General features: G+C 66.9%; 19 protein-coding genes and 1 pseudogene. 10 read left to right on the top strand and 10 right to left on the bottom strand.

Features of this window, described 5'->3' with window-relative positions:
• Positions 1 to 249: 249 nt before the first annotated feature.
• A complete protein-coding gene (locus tag AD428_RS00150; RefSeq protein WP_053243678.1) occupies positions 250 to 897 on the top strand; it encodes a TetR family transcriptional regulator in 648 nt (215 codons plus the stop codon).
• Positions 898 to 1,005: 108 nt separating this feature from the next.
• On the opposite strand, the gene AD428_RS00155 is transcribed toward AD428_RS00150, so the two are convergent.
• From AD428_RS00155 to AD428_RS00195, 9 genes and pseudogenes are all read right to left on the bottom strand, one after another.
• Positions 1,006 to 2,985: a relaxase/mobilization nuclease and DUF3363 domain-containing protein gene (locus tag AD428_RS00155; RefSeq protein WP_053243679.1), complete on the bottom strand. Its 1,980-nt coding sequence runs from the start codon at positions 2,983 to 2,985 to the stop codon at positions 1,006 to 1,008.
• Positions 2,986 to 3,454: 469 nt separating this feature from the next.
• A complete protein-coding gene (locus AD428_RS00160; protein WP_009523275.1) occupies positions 3,455 to 4,051 on the bottom strand; it encodes a S26 family signal peptidase in 597 nt (198 codons plus the stop codon).
• Positions 4,048 to 4,593 (bottom strand): DUF2840 domain-containing protein, encoded by a 546-nt coding sequence (locus tag AD428_RS00165; RefSeq protein WP_009523274.1) that lies wholly within the window; start codon positions 4,591 to 4,593, stop codon positions 4,048 to 4,050. Before AD428_RS00165 ends, AD428_RS00160 begins: the two co-directional genes overlap by 4 nt.
• On the bottom strand, positions 4,590 to 4,874 hold the full coding sequence (locus AD428_RS00170) for a hypothetical protein (protein ID WP_009523273.1): 285 nt from the start codon (positions 4,872 to 4,874) through the stop codon (positions 4,590 to 4,592). Before AD428_RS00170 ends, AD428_RS00165 begins: the two co-directional genes overlap by 4 nt.
• On the bottom strand, positions 4,871 to 5,509 hold the full coding sequence (gene parA, locus AD428_RS00175; RefSeq protein WP_053243680.1) for a ParA family partition ATPase: 639 nt from the start codon (positions 5,507 to 5,509) through the stop codon (positions 4,871 to 4,873). The genes AD428_RS00170 and parA overlap by 4 nt, the downstream gene beginning before the upstream one ends.
• 253 nt (positions 5,510 to 5,762) lie before the next feature.
• Positions 5,763 to 6,620: a replication initiator protein A gene (locus AD428_RS00180; RefSeq protein ID WP_053243681.1), complete on the bottom strand. Its 858-nt coding sequence runs from the start codon at positions 6,618 to 6,620 to the stop codon at positions 5,763 to 5,765.
• Positions 6,621 to 6,646: 26 nt separating this feature from the next.
• Positions 6,647 to 6,928: a helix-turn-helix transcriptional regulator gene (locus tag AD428_RS00185; RefSeq protein ID WP_013721771.1), complete on the bottom strand. Its 282-nt coding sequence runs from the start codon at positions 6,926 to 6,928 to the stop codon at positions 6,647 to 6,649.
• 83 nt (positions 6,929 to 7,011) lie between these two features.
• A pseudogene (locus AD428_RS00190) lies at positions 7,012 to 7,766 on the bottom strand (DUF2285 domain-containing protein).
• A 309-nt stretch (positions 7,767 to 8,075) separates the two neighbouring features.
• Positions 8,076 to 8,426: a DUF2958 domain-containing protein gene (locus tag AD428_RS00195; protein ID WP_053243682.1), complete on the bottom strand. Its 351-nt coding sequence runs from the start codon at positions 8,424 to 8,426 to the stop codon at positions 8,076 to 8,078.
• Positions 8,427 to 8,666: 240 nt separating this feature from the next.
• Here AD428_RS00195 and AD428_RS00200 point away from each other — a divergent pair, with 240 nt between their 5' ends.
• Complete coding sequence (locus tag AD428_RS00200) at positions 8,667 to 8,972, top strand: helix-turn-helix domain-containing protein (protein WP_082308182.1); 306 nt, start codon at positions 8,667 to 8,669, stop codon at positions 8,970 to 8,972.
• A gap of 63 nt (positions 8,973 to 9,035) precedes the next feature.
• Here the strand turns inward: AD428_RS00200 and AD428_RS00205 are convergent, their stop codons facing one another.
• Positions 9,036 to 9,350, bottom strand: a complete 315-nt coding sequence (locus AD428_RS00205) for a DUF736 domain-containing protein (protein ID WP_053243683.1) — start codon at positions 9,348 to 9,350, stop codon at positions 9,036 to 9,038.
• A gap of 767 nt (positions 9,351 to 10,117) precedes the next feature.
• On the opposite strand from AD428_RS00205, the gene AD428_RS00210 reads away from it, so the two are divergent.
• The 8 genes from AD428_RS00210 (at position 10,118) to AD428_RS00245 (ending at position 15,158) form a co-directional block, all read left to right on the top strand.
• Positions 10,118 to 10,465, top strand: coding sequence for an ArsR/SmtB family transcription factor (locus AD428_RS00210; RefSeq protein WP_003107245.1), 348 nt, complete (start codon positions 10,118 to 10,120; stop codon positions 10,463 to 10,465).
• Positions 10,466 to 10,478: 13 nt separating this feature from the next.
• Positions 10,479 to 10,949: an ArsI/CadI family heavy metal resistance metalloenzyme gene (locus AD428_RS00215; RefSeq protein ID WP_053243684.1), complete on the top strand. Its 471-nt coding sequence runs from the start codon at positions 10,479 to 10,481 to the stop codon at positions 10,947 to 10,949.
• A 12-nt stretch (positions 10,950 to 10,961) separates the two neighbouring features.
• Positions 10,962 to 11,459: an arsenate reductase ArsC gene (locus AD428_RS00220; protein WP_053243685.1), complete on the top strand. Its 498-nt coding sequence runs from the start codon at positions 10,962 to 10,964 to the stop codon at positions 11,457 to 11,459.
• Between the two features lie 10 nt (positions 11,460 to 11,469).
• Positions 11,470 to 12,555 (top strand): ACR3 family arsenite efflux transporter, encoded by a 1,086-nt coding sequence (arsB, locus tag AD428_RS00225; protein WP_013721778.1) that lies wholly within the window; start codon positions 11,470 to 11,472, stop codon positions 12,553 to 12,555.
• Positions 12,556 to 12,572: 17 nt separating this feature from the next.
• Positions 12,573 to 12,995, top strand: a complete 423-nt coding sequence (arsC, locus tag AD428_RS00230; protein ID WP_013721779.1) for an arsenate reductase (glutaredoxin) — start codon at positions 12,573 to 12,575, stop codon at positions 12,993 to 12,995.
• Positions 12,996 to 13,066: 71 nt separating this feature from the next.
• On the top strand, positions 13,067 to 13,396 hold the full coding sequence (locus AD428_RS00235) for a PadR family transcriptional regulator (protein ID WP_015014846.1): 330 nt from the start codon (positions 13,067 to 13,069) through the stop codon (positions 13,394 to 13,396).
• Positions 13,393 to 14,622, top strand: coding sequence for a chromate efflux transporter (gene chrA / locus AD428_RS00240; protein ID WP_053243686.1), 1,230 nt, complete (start codon positions 13,393 to 13,395; stop codon positions 14,620 to 14,622). The genes AD428_RS00235 and chrA overlap by 4 nt, the downstream gene beginning before the upstream one ends.
• Positions 14,623 to 14,639: 17 nt before the next feature.
• Positions 14,640 to 15,158 (top strand): GNAT family N-acetyltransferase, encoded by a 519-nt coding sequence (locus AD428_RS00245; protein ID WP_023980163.1) that lies wholly within the window; start codon positions 14,640 to 14,642, stop codon positions 15,156 to 15,158.
• Positions 15,159 to 15,169 lie beyond the last annotated feature (11 nt).

Consider the following 15,169-nt stretch of genomic DNA (forward strand, 5'->3'; position numbering starts at 1 on the left):
AAAAGGGGGCATGGTTGAGATGTAGAGCGGTCTTTCAACCGATGCGCATCGAGAAGATGTACCCCCAAGGATGCATGAGGGGGTTGCCGACGTGTGCGTGCTACGTCGGCAACATTGACCACGCAGGCCCTTCACCAAGGGTTGAGGTGACACCCTGTGCTGCGCTAATATGCGAACAATCCATCGCATTGATGGATGCGGAAGACTGACCGCGTTTCTGCTCGCTGAGCTTGGCATCACCACACCACCATGACCACCCGCCGTCGTCCACAGATCACCTCGCGCAAGCAACCCCAACAGGCGCGTTCGACCGAACTGGTGGCAGCCATTCTGGAAGCTGCTACACAGGTTTTGGCCGAGGAAGGCGTTACTCGGTTCACCACAGCGCGCGTCGCAGAGAAAGCCGGCGTTAGCGTCGGGTCGATCTATCAGTATTTCCCCAACAAGGCGTCGATCCTGTTCCGTCTCCAGGTCGATGAGTGGATGCAGACGACCCGGATGCTGCGAAACATCCTCGAAGATTCCGGTACACCGCACTTGGAGCGACTGCGAACCCTTGTGCATGCCTTCCTTCGCTCCGAGTGCGAAGAAGCAGAGATTCGCGGCGCGCTCAATGACGCGGCTCCGCTCTATCGCGACAGCCCCGAGGCACGCCAGGCCAGGGCCGAAGGCGATCGGATGATCGACGCCTTCATGGTGGAAGCCTTGCCAAAGGCGTCCACCGCATCTCGCGAGCTGGCCGGCGATCTCATCTTCACCACGCTCAGCACCGTGGGCAACAGCTTTTCCCAAACGCGGCGAACCAAGGCTGAAATCAAAGCTTATGCCGATGCAATGACCGGGATGTTCAGCGCCTACCTTCAGACACTTCAGCAGGATGGCCGGTCGCGATCTTGATGTATACCGAGGTATCGGTCGCAGCCGGAACTGAACGGTTGCACGTCTCCACGTGACCCGAGAGAGGTTTGTGGCGCGATCTGCCAATCATGTATTGCGGAGCTTCAACTAAAGACTGGGGTGACGTGACCGGGCAATTTCCCACGACACCGCGCTACCGCGCACCGTCGCGGCAAGCTGCTGCCCTAGCCGCTGTTCGATCACCGGCTTCCACGGCACCAGGCTGAAGCCCATGCCGTCATCCAGCATCGCGTAGCGCCCGCTGGCGAGCATGACGCTGCGCCGGTAGATGCCGGCCACGCGCTGACCGTCGGCCACAGGGCGATGCTCCAGGCCGGTATCGGCGGCAATGTCTTTCGCGGCCTGCGCCAGTTCCCGGTTGCGCAGCGTGCCCAGCAGGTTGCGCGCCAGGATGACACGCTGCCCGCGCCGCTCGGCCAGCCCCTGTTCGGTCAGGAAGTCGGCACGCTGCTGCACGGCCTGCTTGGCCTCGCCACCAAAGCCCAGGTCGCCCAGGCCCGAGCCGCCACCGATCAACTGCTGGTCGAGCCAGGTGGCCCCGATCACGCGGGCCTGCCGCTCGATGGGCAGGTGCGATTTCAGTTCCACGGCCACGCCGCCCAGGCGCTGCGCGTCGTAGCGGCGGCCCTGCTCGGGCAGGTCGCCCGGCACCTTCCATAGCCCTTCGGCCACGCGCTCCACGATGCCCGCCCGGCGCAGGGCTTCCAGCCTGCGGACATGGGCCGCCACGACCTCCTGCGGGTCGCGTCCGGGGACGGCCTGGCCCTGCGTGATGGCGAGGTGATGGTCGGTGCGGTACAGGCCATCACTCGCCAGCGCGGCGATGTTCCTGTCGGCAGCGCGCACGTCGGCCGAACCCTTCACCTCCACCACGGCCCCGGTCGGGTAGTTCGCCAGCTCGTCGCGGGCGTTAAGCGCGACGTAGTGGGCCTTGCCGTCCACGCCGTCGATGACCAGATAGCCTCGGTCGCGCAGCTCGTCGGCCAGCCCCTTCGCGGCCACGCGCCCGAGGATGGTTCGGCCGTCGTCCCCCGGCTCGAACACCGCCAGCTCGCGCGGCTCGCCGCGCATGGCCCGCTGCATGGTGCGGATGATGTCGCCACGCTCACCCAGGGCGCGCAGGGTCTTTTCCGCATCCGCATGGACGGCCCAGGTGCCGGGCTGCATCTCGTCGGCCAGGCCCAGGCGCCGCAAGCGTTGCAGGCGGCCGATCAGCAGCAGGCGTTGGCGCTGCAAGCGAGGTTCGTTGAGCCGTTCGACATGCACCAGGCCATCGTCGCCGGCCTCGCGCTGCAAGGTGCGATCCAGGCTCGTCCACCGCTCCTGCTCAACCTCGCGCCCCAAGGTCTGCTGGATCTCCAGTTCGGTTCGCGGCCCCAGCCATTCCGTTGCCAGTTCGGCGGCCCGATGGCGAAAGCCGTGGGCGATGTAGTCGCCGGCGATGATGAGGTCTTTGCCGGTGTCGTCGTGCCCACGCAGGATCAGGTGAGTGTGCGGGTTGTCGGTGTTCCAGTGATCGACCGCCACCCAATCCAGCCGCGTGCCCAGGTCGGCTTCCATGCGGTTCACCAGATGCCGGGTGTAGGTGCGCAGGTCGTCCAGTTCAGCCCCGTCCTCGGGCGAGACGATGAAGCGGAAATGGTGACGGTCATCGGCGCAGCGTTCCTTGAAGGCATCGAGGTCGGCTTCGTCGGCCTGTGGCCCGTAGGCCCGGCCCGGTTCGCCATCGCGGCCCGCGCCGTCGCGCTCGACGTAGCGCAGGTGCTTGGCGAGCGACTGCGGGCTGGCCCGCTGGTGATTGACCAGCAGCGTCTTGATGGTCACGCGCCGCGACATGGGCGTCAGCTTCGCCCCGGCGAAGCGCGCCGCCGTGTGGCCGCGCCCCAGGCGCGAGCCGGGGCGTTGGCCGGTGCCGGCCGCCCCAGGACTACGCACCGCCGACTTGCCGCTGCTGGCCTTGCCGGCCTGCTTGAGCACCTTGGAAACGAAGCTTTGCCCCTGGCCCTTGCCCCGGTTCTTCGGGGCGCTGGGGCGCACGCGGAAATCGTCGTCGCGGCGGTCGGTCATCGCCGTTCTCCCTGCAAGCTCCGGCGTGTCCGGTCGTGCGAAGCACGCGGACATGCCTGCATTGGCGCGACCCTCGCGCCGAACGCGGCACGGCGGCGAAGCCGCTCCGTGCCGCGCCACCCCCATGTGCAGACAGGCTTTCGACGCGGCCCGGTGCCGCGTCCTTTTGTCTTGCCTTCCGCTTTTGCCCTTCGCTGGCGCTCCGGGCAGCGGCGGCCCGGCGGCGCTGCGCGAGCAGCCAGCGCGCCGGCGAACGCGCGAACAAGCGCGATGAGGGCCGCAGGCCGGGCGCGTTCGAGGCAAGACGCCTGCACGTTGGACGGCTGCGCCGAAGGCAGCGCGAAGTGCGGTGCCCAATGCGCAGGATTGGCGCCCGCACTGCACGCCCGACGACACAGCGACGGCCAGCAGCACGACACGCCCGATAGCACGATGAGATGCACGGCAACGTGCAGCGAATCGGCGGCCATCATGGGCGGGACTCCAGCCAGATGGGGTGCGCGACGCCGATCACGGCGGCGGCGCTGACCGGCCCGAAATACCGGCTGTCGAATGACGCCGGGTTAGTCGCACTGAGCAAAAACAGCTCGCCAGGCCGAAGGCGGCGGCACTGCGGCCAGGATGGCAGCGGCCGGCCCCAGCGATCGGCAGACAGCACGGCGGCCGAAGGCACGCCGTCGATGCGGACTTTGCCGTCAGCGATGCACACCTCCTGCGGCGCGACCGCGCCCACGCGCTTGAGCAGCGGCACGCGCGCCGGCAGGTAGCCACGCTGCGCGGCCAGCGCGGCGGCGTCTGGCGGCAGCGTGGTCAGGACGATGCTGCCCACGGACAAAGAACGTGGCAGCGAGCCGGTTCCGTGGCGCTGCGGATCGACGCGATACCAGCCCACGGGAACGCTGTCGGACGGGTTGTAGATCAGGCGTGGCAGCGGATGCACGAAGGACGCCCAGGCCAGCGCAGCGAGGCCGCAGGCGGACAGGCCCGCCAGCACGAGGCGAGCGCGCAAACGTGCGCGGGGCGAGCGAGGACGCGGTGCGGTGCCAGCAGTCGAAACGGTGGTCATGGCAGCGCCCTCCCGATGAGCCAGGCGGCGTGCCGCTCGGCGGTGTATTCGGGCAGTGGCAGGCGCGCAGCGAGCCGGTTGGCGAGCGTGCGCCAGTAGGCGGGCGAAGCGGCGACAGGCGCGATGCCCAGCGCCTCGATGGCGTCGATGCGCTCCAACACCGCACGCACTTGGTTCTCCCCTTCGGCGTGGAGTAGCAGGCGCGCACCCGGCTGCACGCCGGGGATGCGCTGCGCCGCGTCGAGCGGCGTGCAAGCTTGCATGACCATGAGCTGCCAGCGAACGGTGCCGTAGTCGTTGGCCTGCCAGCGGATGCGGCAGAACATGGTGCCCGGCAGGAACACCGCGCAGCGCCGCCAGCGGTCGAGCTGGTGCGTGCGCGCCGGTTCGCCGAAGCGCAGGTAGAGTTTGAAGCGCAGTTCGATGTAAGCCAGCGCCACGCGCGTCAGCGGCGCACTGACAGGCCGACCGGCGAGTGCGGCCGGTGATGGTTGTGGCGCATCCGTAGCCGCGCCAGCGGCAGGCGAAGCGGATGCGGTCATGGGGTGTTCTCCCTGCGGTGTTCTGGAAACTCCCGCTCCAGCAGGCCGCGCAGCAGGTCGGCCACGGTCACGCCTTGCGTGAAGGCCGACACCTTGATGCGCGCCCGCATCGCGGGCGTGATGTCGAGGGTCAAGCGAGCCGTGTAGAGGTCGCCCTTGCCCAGCGCATCGGCGTCGCCCTGGCGAATCCACGCCTCGGCGTGCGGATTCGCGGGCGGACGCGCGCCGATGCCGACGCGCTTTACCGTGCGTTTGCTGTTCGGTGGCGGCTTCGCAGTCATGTCGGCCACCGCAGCAGTTCGTCCAACAGCGCAGTGATTTCGCGCGCGGCGGCGCTGTCCGGTGCCGTCTCGCGTGCCAGCCGGCCAGCGGCCACGCTGTCGGCGAACACGATGCGCTGATGCACTTCCGCGCGCAGCGCAGGAAGCGGTTGGTCGGCCAGCGCCTGGCGCGCTTCGCGCCCGATCACGGTGGTACTGACGCGCCGGTTGATGACGAAGGCCGCGCGCAGCGCAGGCCGAAACACCTGCGCCTCACGGATCAGCGCCACCATCTCGGCGCTGGCCCACAGGTCGTAGGGGCTGGGCTGCACGGGGATCAGCACGCGCTCGGCCGCCAGCAGCGCGGAGCGCGCCAGTGCCGCGATGCGTGGCGGGCCGTCGATGATGACATGATCGGCCCGCCTGGCGAGTTCTGGCGCCTCTTGGTGCAGCGTTTCGCGTGCGAGGCCCACGGCGCTGAACAGCCTAGGCAAACCTTGCTGGCTGCGGCGCTGTGTCCAGTCCAGCGCGGAGCCCTGCGGGTCGGCATCCAGCAGGATGACCGACTGCCCGCGCATCGCCAGCTCGCCGGCGATGTGCGTGGCGAGCGTGGTCTTGCCCACGCCGCCTTTTTGATTGAGCAGAGCGACGATCATGGCACGGCCCCCCATGCTGGAAAGCCGGACTTTTGCTGCTGCGCTTGGAGCCGAGTGATGGTTGTCCACCGCAGCGGCGTTTCTCTACTAAAAGTTAGAGAAATTAAGTTAGGGAAGTTAGAGCGCGCGCAAACCCAATGCTGGCGCGGATTTGCGGCCGATCGGCACGCCTGATAGCACGATAGGCCCACGCCTGATAGCACGATACCCCGCACGCCTGATAGCACGACGCCATCCACAGGCTTTCCCGGAGTTATTCCCGTGCCGTATGCGGCACGGGCCGGAAGGTCAGCAGCTCCATGCCGTTGTCCGGCATCCGCTCGATGCCCAGGACGTAGCCGGGCAGCGACTGCCGCGCTACAAGCGCGCGCAGGTCGCAGGCGAAGTCGTAGGGCTTCGCGGTACTGCCCGATTTCCGGTGCAGGTAGCGAAAGTCGAACTGCCAGCCGTATGCCTGCTTGCCGCCGTGCTTGCGCACTAAGCGGTACAGCCACCGCTCGATGCCGCCCGTGAGCCGGAAGTACGCCGGGTCGATGGTCAGCACCAGGGCCGCGTCGAGCACGCCCGCATAGAACCAGTCCGGCAGAATCAGCTCGATGCCCAGCGGTGTGCCGCTGGCGTCGGCCAGTTCCTTCCATTCGTTGATCCACGAGAAACGGTGCAGGCGCCGCCCGGTCGTCTCGCGGATGGACGTGGCCACCGTGGTCGATTGCAGGCGATCCAGCGCAGCCTTGAAGCGCTGGTAGTCGCGCAGCGACTTGCCGCGTCCGATGAAGCGCAGGATCTCGTAGGGCGTGGCGCGCATCAGCCGCGACGGCCGCAAGCCCGCGTCCTTCGCTTCCACGATCTGCGAGGCCGCCCATATCAGCACGTCCGCATCCCAAATCGTGGCGATGCCGTGCTCCTGCGTGCCTTCCACGCGAATCGTCACGTTGCCCGCGCGGAAGTCGATGGGCTTGACCCGCTTGGACTTGCCGAGCGAGAAGAACGGATAGGCCATCAAATCCTGGCTGTCGCGCGGCGCCATGTCGCCGGGCAGGGCGCGGAACAGGTCGAGCTGTTCGCGCTCCTGCAACGGCCGCTGCCGGGACGGCAGCGCGGTGCTGGACATGGCGATGGCCTGCTGCGCGCCGCCGATCAGCGCGCACGGCTGTCAGCCGAGTGGTGCTCGGCGTATTCGGGATCGGAGGTCGTCTCGAAGCTGCGGTCGGCGGCCCAGGCATCGAGGTCGGCCACGGCGTACATGACGCGCCGGCCGAACTTGCGAAAGCGCGGGCCGCCGCCGATCACGCGCTGCTTTTCCAGCGTGCGCGGCGACAGCCGCAGGTACTCGGCGGCTTCATCGTTGGTGAGGTAGCGTTGGGGCTGCGCGGCAGCGGTCGAGACAGCGGCGGCAGGCCGCAAGGGAGCGGGACGCATGGTGTGAACCTCCATCGGTTGAAAGCGCCCGGCCACACAGCGCGACCGGATGGAGGCAGTCTCAGAAAACCAAGCTGTCCTGCTCAGGGCCGTTTTGCGTCGTCCTCAAAACGGCCCTTCTCAAGCGGCGGAAGCTGTGCTAGGCGGCGATAGCCGCCGCGCATCAGCGCATCGCGCGCCGTACCAGGCGGCGCACCTTCGAGCGCAGGCCACCGTCGCTGTACCAGTCGGCCACGGCGTCGGCACCGAACAGTCCTTCGCCCACATCGCGCAAGGACGCGCCCGCCAGAGTCGCGTCGAGCGCCTGCAAGGTGTGCAGCTCCAACAGCGCGGAGGATGTTGGCCTGGGCGTGGTGGCAGCGAAGGCCGTGCCGGACGCATGACCGCGCACAGCCGCGGCAGTGCCGCCCCGCCGGGCATAGGCCACGGCCATGCCGTCTTCCAGACCGGGCGCCAGGGCAAAGCGCAGGCAATGGCCTGGGCTGCGTGCGATCAGCGCCAGCTTCTTGCCGTCGTGGAATAGCTGTTTGTGGCCTGGGATGTGCCAGAACGCGAAGGCGGTGGCATCCTGCGGCGGATCAGTATCGGGGTAGAGCTGCACCACGGCGGCATGGCCGGGCAGCCAGGCCGGATGCGCGTCGCGCGCATCCAGGGCGGGGTCTTCCAGCAGGCGCAAACCCCAGCGATGCGCTTCAGGTCGGCGGTGACGGCGCAGCCAGTCGAGCCGGTAGTCGGGATGCCTGCGCAGGTATTCCCAGGCGAGTGCAAGGCCATCCAGATGCAGCACGTACAGATACGCGGCAGTCGGATACCAGTGCTCGGCGCTGCGATCGACCATGACGCCACCTCCCTGCGAACAGGACTGGCCGCCACGGCAGGGCTACGCGCTACATCGCCATCGTCAGAAAGTCATGAGTTAAAGAGGCGGATGGGGCTGTCAAGACCGATTGGCTCCGATGCGTTGCGGTATTCGTCTCAATGCTGCGGCGGCAGTGCCCCGATGTGGGGCGCTGTACAGGCCAGCCTGCCGCAGCCCGCGCCAAACATCATGTCTATTTGGGTCAGACTGATGGGGCTACGCCGCAAGAATCTCGATTGAGACTTACCCGGTATGACACCAGACTGAAAAAGTCACAGTAGGCCGTAGTCAGTCCGGGATTGCTCCGTCGCGCTCGGCCAGCCGGGTGTATTCCGACAGCGTGCGCGTGGGGCGGAAATAGAGGTCGCGCATCACGGGCTGCTGGCGCGGCCCGACGATGCCGGCCAGCTCGGACAGCTTGACGGTTCCCTGCGCCGGCATCCCGATTCCCAAGTCGATGAGTCCCCAGGCAGTGTCGCCATCGGCGGGATCGAGCGCGGCCAGCAGCCAGGTCACATGCGCGTCCGGCGTGAACAGCCGCACCACGGGCACCGGGTCGATGGCCCGGCCAGCGGCGCGGGCCTCGCCGTTGGCGAGCAGTTGCGCGCGCTCCGGGGCGGTGGCGAGTGGCTGGGACATGGTCGGCAATCCCACAAATCCAATGATGCACGGATACGGTTTCACGCCCAAGCGCAGAACCGTCAAACCGGATTTACGCCTCCGTGCGCAAGCACGGATGCGCTTGCGTGGCTTTGCTGGAATCCGCCGATGCGGATTTCCGTAAAGGCACAAAAACGTAGAACACCAAATGAACACTATAGATTGTAGTCCTATAGTGCGCAATGGGCTGTCATCTTGGTTTTTCGAGGGAAACCATAGGTGGCGGCTGGGAACTCAGTGGCGAAGGCGTTGAAGATCGTTAGAAAGGCGCGTGGCTTGAGCCAGGAAGCCTTCTCTGACGTGTCCAGCCGCACCTATATGAGCACCCTCGAACGCGACCTGAAAAGCCCGACCCTGCATAAGCTGGCCGAGCTGTGCGAGGTGATGGAGATCCACCCGCTCACGCTGCTGACGCTGGCCTACGCGGGCGACAGCCCGCACAAGGCCGACGAGCTGCTGGCGCAGGTGCGCCAGGAGCTGGAGGCGGTGTTGAAGGAACGCGATGCGGCAAAACCGCGCGCGTGACGCGGTGATGTGCTGCGAACAGCAGCACAGCGCCCCGCCGCGGTGGGCGGGGCGCTGCGGCGGTCACGCCGCCTGGGGCTTGCTGCGCGACCAGATCAGGTCGTGCGTGCCGTCCTCGCCTTCGATCAGGCGGGCATAGACCGGAGCCGGGAACGAAGGATCGTCGAGGGTCACGGACTTGTATTCCCGCCCGGCCTCGCTGGTCTTGTTCCACGCCGCGCCGATGTCGTGGCCGGCGGCCTGGAGGCGGAAGTCGGGGGCGTTCTCCCTGCTGGCCTTGTCGTTGGGAACCAGCTTGACCTTGACGTTGAGCGTCAGGGTGCGCAGCGTGCCGGTGAAGCCGTCTTTGTCGGTGGTGAAGGTGCCGATGTTGGCCATGATGTTTTCTCCTTTCGGTTGAACAAGGTTCGCGCCCATCGCGTCCTTGTTGTGATCCGGCCGGCGGGGGACGGGCTGGCTGCACCGCTTGCGGTCGAAACGCAGTGGAGAGCCGGGAGGCGAAAAGAATTTGCTGCGCGAGGAAGCCGTGCAGCGGCGGGGAAATTGTTTTCGCCGGACGGTTGCAGCCATGAAGCCCGAGGCGCAGCCGCGCCACCGCCAGGATTCACAACGAGACAAGGACGCCTTGGGTCGAACCGCTCCGAAAGGAGATAGGGCCTGCTCGGCATCCCCGCACGAAGGCTGCGCCGGCTTGCCCACTGACGCGGGCCAGGTCAACGACCCGACGACGAGCGAGAACGCCCCAGCCGCACCTTGCGGCGCCGGTCTTGAGGCGTGGCGTGGAAGCTCCATAGCGATGCCGGGCGGGATGTCCGTGAACCGTCCTTCGTAACGTGATGGGCGAGAACCACCAGCGTTGAGGACGGCACGCATTCGCACAACCTGCCGCAGCAAGCCCCAGCGTGTTCGCCAGCTCCCCGTCCATCGCGGCGGGGCGCTGGACGGGCCGATCCGGCGCAGCCGGTTCGGCCACATCGAGGGGCGCCAAGCTGCGCGCGGCGGGGATAGCCCGCAGGGCTTTCCCCTGGAGGCAAGCGAAGCGCGCAGCGCCGCAGGCGCGAAGGCGTGAGCAACTGTCTTGAAAGTCAAGCCTCGCAAGCGCGCAGGCTCCATTCAATTGAAGCGTTTTGCCAATGATTCAATAAATGTTGTATTATCGAATCATGAACGAGACCCAAGCCATTTCCGCCCTCGGCGCCCTGGCCCATACCCAGCGGCTGCGCGTGTTCCGCGCCCTGGTGGTCGCCGGCCCCGAAGGGCTGACACCCAGCGTCCTCGCCGACCAGCTCGACGTGGCCCGCAACTCCCTGTCCTTCCACCTGAAAGAACTGGCCCATGCCGGCCTGGTCACCATCGAGCAGCAGGGCCGCAACCTGATCTACCGCGCCGACTTCACCCAGATGAATGGGCTGCTCGGCTATCTGACCGAGCACTGCTGCCAGGGCGGCGCGTGCGAGGTCACCGAATCCTCCTCTGCCTGTACTTCCTGCTGAAAGGATCACCCCCATGAAGCGCTTTCACGTCCACCTGCACGTCGATGACCTGAACCGCAGCATCGGCTTCTATTCCCAACTGTTCGCCGCGCAGCCCGCGCGCGTCGAAGGCGACTACGCCAAATGGATGCTCGAAGACCCGCCGGTCAACTTCGCCATTTCCACGCGCGGCAACAAGCCGGGCATCGACCACCTGGGCATCCAGACCGACGATGCCGAGGAATTGGCCGTGCTGAAGGCCCGCGCCGAGGCGGCCGACATGGCGCTGCTGGACGAAGGCACCACCACCTGCTGCTACGCGCGCAGCGAGAAGCACTGGATCACCGACCCGCAGGGTGTGGCCTGGGAGCATTTCCACACGCTGGGCAACATCCCGGTCTTCAACGAAGCAGCGCCTGCAGCGAATTCCACCGCTGCCTGCTGCGCCCCGACGCGCGGCAAGCCGGTAGGCGTTGCGGTGAAGTCGGCTTCCTCCTGCTGCTGATACGAGGCCCCCATGACCACAGACAAAACCTACAACGCCCTGTTCATCTGCACGGGCAATTCGGCCCGCTCCATCCTGGCCGAAGGCATTCTCAACCAACTGGGCCAAGGGCGTTTCCGCGCCTACTCGGCGGGCAGCCACCCCAAGGGCGAAATCCACCCGCTGGCACTCGCCACGCTGGAGCGGCTGCACATGCCGGCCACCGGCTACCGCAGCAAGAACTGGGACGAGTTCGCGGCGCCCGGTGCGCCGGAGCTGGATTTCATCTTCACGGTCTGCGACAACGCCGCCGGCGAGGTCTGCCCCGTGTGGCCGGGACGCCCGATGTCGGCGCATTGGGGTGTGCCTGATCCCGCAGCCGTCGAGGGCACCGACGAACAGAAGCGCAAGGCATTCACGGATGCGGCGCTGACCTTGCGCCGGCGCATCGAGCTATTCCTGTCGCTGCCGATGCAACGCCTGGATGCCATGTCGCTGCAGCACGAGCTGCGCAGCATCGGCACGAAGTGAGGTCTGCGCGATGAGTGTTGGAACCCAAACGGCCAGCCGCGTGCCGGCCGCCCCCACCATGAGCGTCTTCGAGCGCTACCTGAGCGTGTGGGTACTGCTGTGCATCGTCGCCGGTATCGCGCTCGGCCAGTTCGCGCCCAGCGTGTTCCATGCCATCGGCCGCATGGAGATCGCGCAGGTCAACCTGCCGGTGGGCCTGCTGATCTGGGTGATGATCATTCCCATGCTGCTCAAGGTGGACTTCGGCGCTCTCGGCCAAGTCAAGCAGCATTGGCGCGGCATCGGCGTGACGCTGTTCGTCAACTGGGCCGTCAAACCCTTCTCGATGGCGCTACTCGCCTGGATCTTCATCCGCCAGGTCTTCGCGCAGTGGCTGCCCTCCGACCAGCTCGACAGCTATGTCGCGGGCCTGATCCTGCTGGCCGCCGCACCCTGCACGGCAATGGTGTTCGTCTGGAGCCGGCTGACCGGGGGCGATCCTGTGTTCACGCTGTCGCAGGTGGCGCTGAACGACACCATCATGGTCTTCGCCTTCGCCCCAATCGTGGGCCTGCTACTGGGCTTATCGTCCATTACGGTGCCGTGGGACACCTTACTGGTATCGGTCGGTCTGTACATCGTGATTCCGGTCATCCTGGCCCAGCTCTGGCGCCGCGCGTTGCTGAGCAAGGGCCAAGCCGCCTTCGACCGGGCGCTGGAGCGCATCGGCCCTCTGTCGATCGCGGCGCTGCTGCTCACGCTGGTGCTGCTGTTCGCCTTCCAGGGCGAGGCCATCATCCGCCAGCCGCTGGTGATCGCCATGTTGGCGGTGCCGATCCTGATCCAGGTGTTCTTCAACTCCGGGTTGGCCTACTGGCTCAACCGTCGGCTGGGCGAGCAGCACAACATTGCCTGTCCCTCGGCGCTGATTGGTGCCTCCAACTTCTTCGAGCTGGCCGTGGCCGCCGCCATCAGCCTGTTCGGCTTCCAGTCCGGCGCGGCGTTGGCCACCGTGGTCGGCGTGCTGATCGAGGTACCCGTGATGCTGCTGGTCGTGCGCGTGGTCAACCGCTCGCGCGGCTGGTACGAATGCGGCCCGAACTCCGCCACCCGATAACCAACCAGGTCACTCCCATGAGCACCGTCACGATCTACCACAATCCCGACTGCGGCACCTCGCGCAACGTGCTGGCCCTGATCCGCAACAGCGGCGAGGAGCCCACGGTCATCGAGTACCTGAAGACCCCGCCCGATCGGGCGACGCTGATGGTGCTGATCGCCGCAATGGGCGTATCGGCGCGCGCCGTGCTGCGCGAGAAAGGCACGCCCTATGCCGAACTGGGCCTGGGCGACCCGCAGTGGGGCGATGACCGGTTGATCGACTTCATGCTCCAGCATCCCATCCTCATCAACCGGCCCATTGTGGTCACGCCGCTGGGCACGCGCCTGTGCCGGCCTTCCGAGGCCGTGCTGGACATCCTGCCGCAGCCGCAGCGCGGCGCGTTCCGCAAGGAAGACGGCGAAGCCGTGGTGGATGCGGAGGGTCGCAGGGTCTGAGACCTCCCGCACAAGCGGCAGGCAATCTGAAGTGAGGCTGGTATTATCGAATTTCGTTATCGATATTCGATATGAAAGAGAAACCTACTCCACGTGCCATGGAGCACCACGACCTGCTGTCGGGGCTGATCCGCCTGCATGTGCTGCACCACGCAGCCGAGCAGGAGATCTACGGGCAATGGATGATCGACGAGCTGGCCCACCACGGCTACCGCCTCTCCCCCGGAACGCTGTACCCGATGCTGCACAAGATGGAGCGCGACGGCTACCTCGTCTCCCGCCAGGAGCGTGAAGGGCGCACCGTGCGCAAGCTCTACACGATCACGCCCAAGGGCAAGGAAGGCTTGGCGCTGGCCAAGGACCGCATCCGGGAGTTCACCGGGGAGGCGATGCACAAATGACAGATTCCACCAACACCTTGCAGCATGAGGCCGCTGCCGCGCGCGGCTCACCCGTCGAAGTCTTCGGCGCCTTCCTCAAGCTGGGGCTGACCTCCTTCGGCGGGCCGATCGCGCATCTGGGCTATTTCCGCTCGGAGTTCGTCGAGCGTCGCCGCTGGCTGGATGACCGCAGCTACTCCGATCTGGTCGCCCTGTGCCAGTTCCTGCCGGGGCCGGCCAGCAGCCAGGTCGGTATGGCGCTGGGGTTGGGCCGCGCGGGCTGGCTGGGGCTGCTGGCGGCCTGGGCCGGATTCACCTTGCCATCGGCGATTGCGCTGATCCTGTTCGCCTTTGGCATCGCCGAGTACCAGGGGCTGGCCCAGTCCGGCTGGGTGCGCGGGCTCAAGGTCGTCGCCGTGGCCATCGTGGCGCAAGCGGTCTGGGGGATGGCCAAGTCGTTGTGCCCGGACCGGCCGCGCGCCGCGCTGGCCATTCTGGCGGCGCTGCTGACCATGGTCCTGCCCTCGGCCGCGGGACAGCTTGCCGCCATCGCGGTGGCAGGGCTGCTGGGCTGGTGGACATTGAAGATCGCGCAACCCGGCGGCGGCCACGCCCACAGCTACCCCGTCTCGCGCAAGCTGGGCATCGTGGCGCTGCTGCTGTTTGCCGCACCGCTCGTCGGGCTGCCCCTGTGGGCGGCAGCCACGGACTCGTCCACGATAGCCCTGCTGGAAGGGGTGTACCGCTCCGGTGCACTGGTCTTCGGCGGTGGACACGTTGTGCTGCCGCTGCTGCAGGCCTCGGTGGTGCCCAGCGGCGTCGTGAGCAATGCCGACTTCCTGGCCGGCTACGGTGCGGCGCAGGCCGTGCCGGGGCCGCTGTTCACTTTCTCGGCCTACCTCGGCGCGGTCGCCCACGGACCGCTGCATGGCTGGATCGGCGGGCTGGCACTCCTGGGCACGATCTTCCTCCCCGCTTTTTTCATGCTGGTCGGTGCACTGCCGTTCTGGGAAGGGCTGCGCCACCGCGCGGGCATCCAGACGGCCATGGCCGGCATCAACGCCGGCGTGGTCGGTATTCTGGTGTCCGCCCTCTATGACCCGGTATGGACGAGTGCCATCCACAGCAAGGCGGATTTTGGGCTGGCGCTGCTCTCGTTCGGACTGCTGACGGTGGGGCGCGTGCCGCCGGCGCTCGTGGTGCTGTTAGCCGGGCTGGTGGGCTGGGTCATGGCGATGGGCGTCTGAATCTCATGTGGCACACCCTGACCATCCAGCTCCGACACGAAACCGCCGACGACATTGCCGCCATCGAAGCGGTCACGACCGCCGCCTTCGCTGATGCACCACACACCAGCCACACCGAGCAATTCATCGTGCGCGCCTTGCGTGCCGCCAACGAACTGACGCTTTCCATCGTGGCCGAAGAACATGGGCGCGTCGTCGGTCACGTCGCGCTGTCGCCAGTAACGATCACCCATGAGCACAGGCGAAAGACCGAGGGCTGGTATGGGTTGGGGCCGATCTCCGTCCTGCCGCCAAGGCAGGGGCGAGGCATCGGTTCGCGCCTGATGGAACAGGCGCTGTCTGAACTGCGGGCTATGCAGGCCGCAGGCTGCGTGCTGCTGGGAGATCCAACGTACTACACGCGCTTTGGCTTCCAGGCCCATGCGGGCTTGCAACTGCCGGGCGTGCCGCCCGGCTATTTCATGGCGCTGGCCCTGCATGGGACAGTGCCGGAAGGCATCGCGCACTACAGCGATGCCTTCAACGCCGCCGCCTGAGCCAGCGCGAA

Source organism: Achromobacter sp. DMS1, assembly GCF_001270295.1.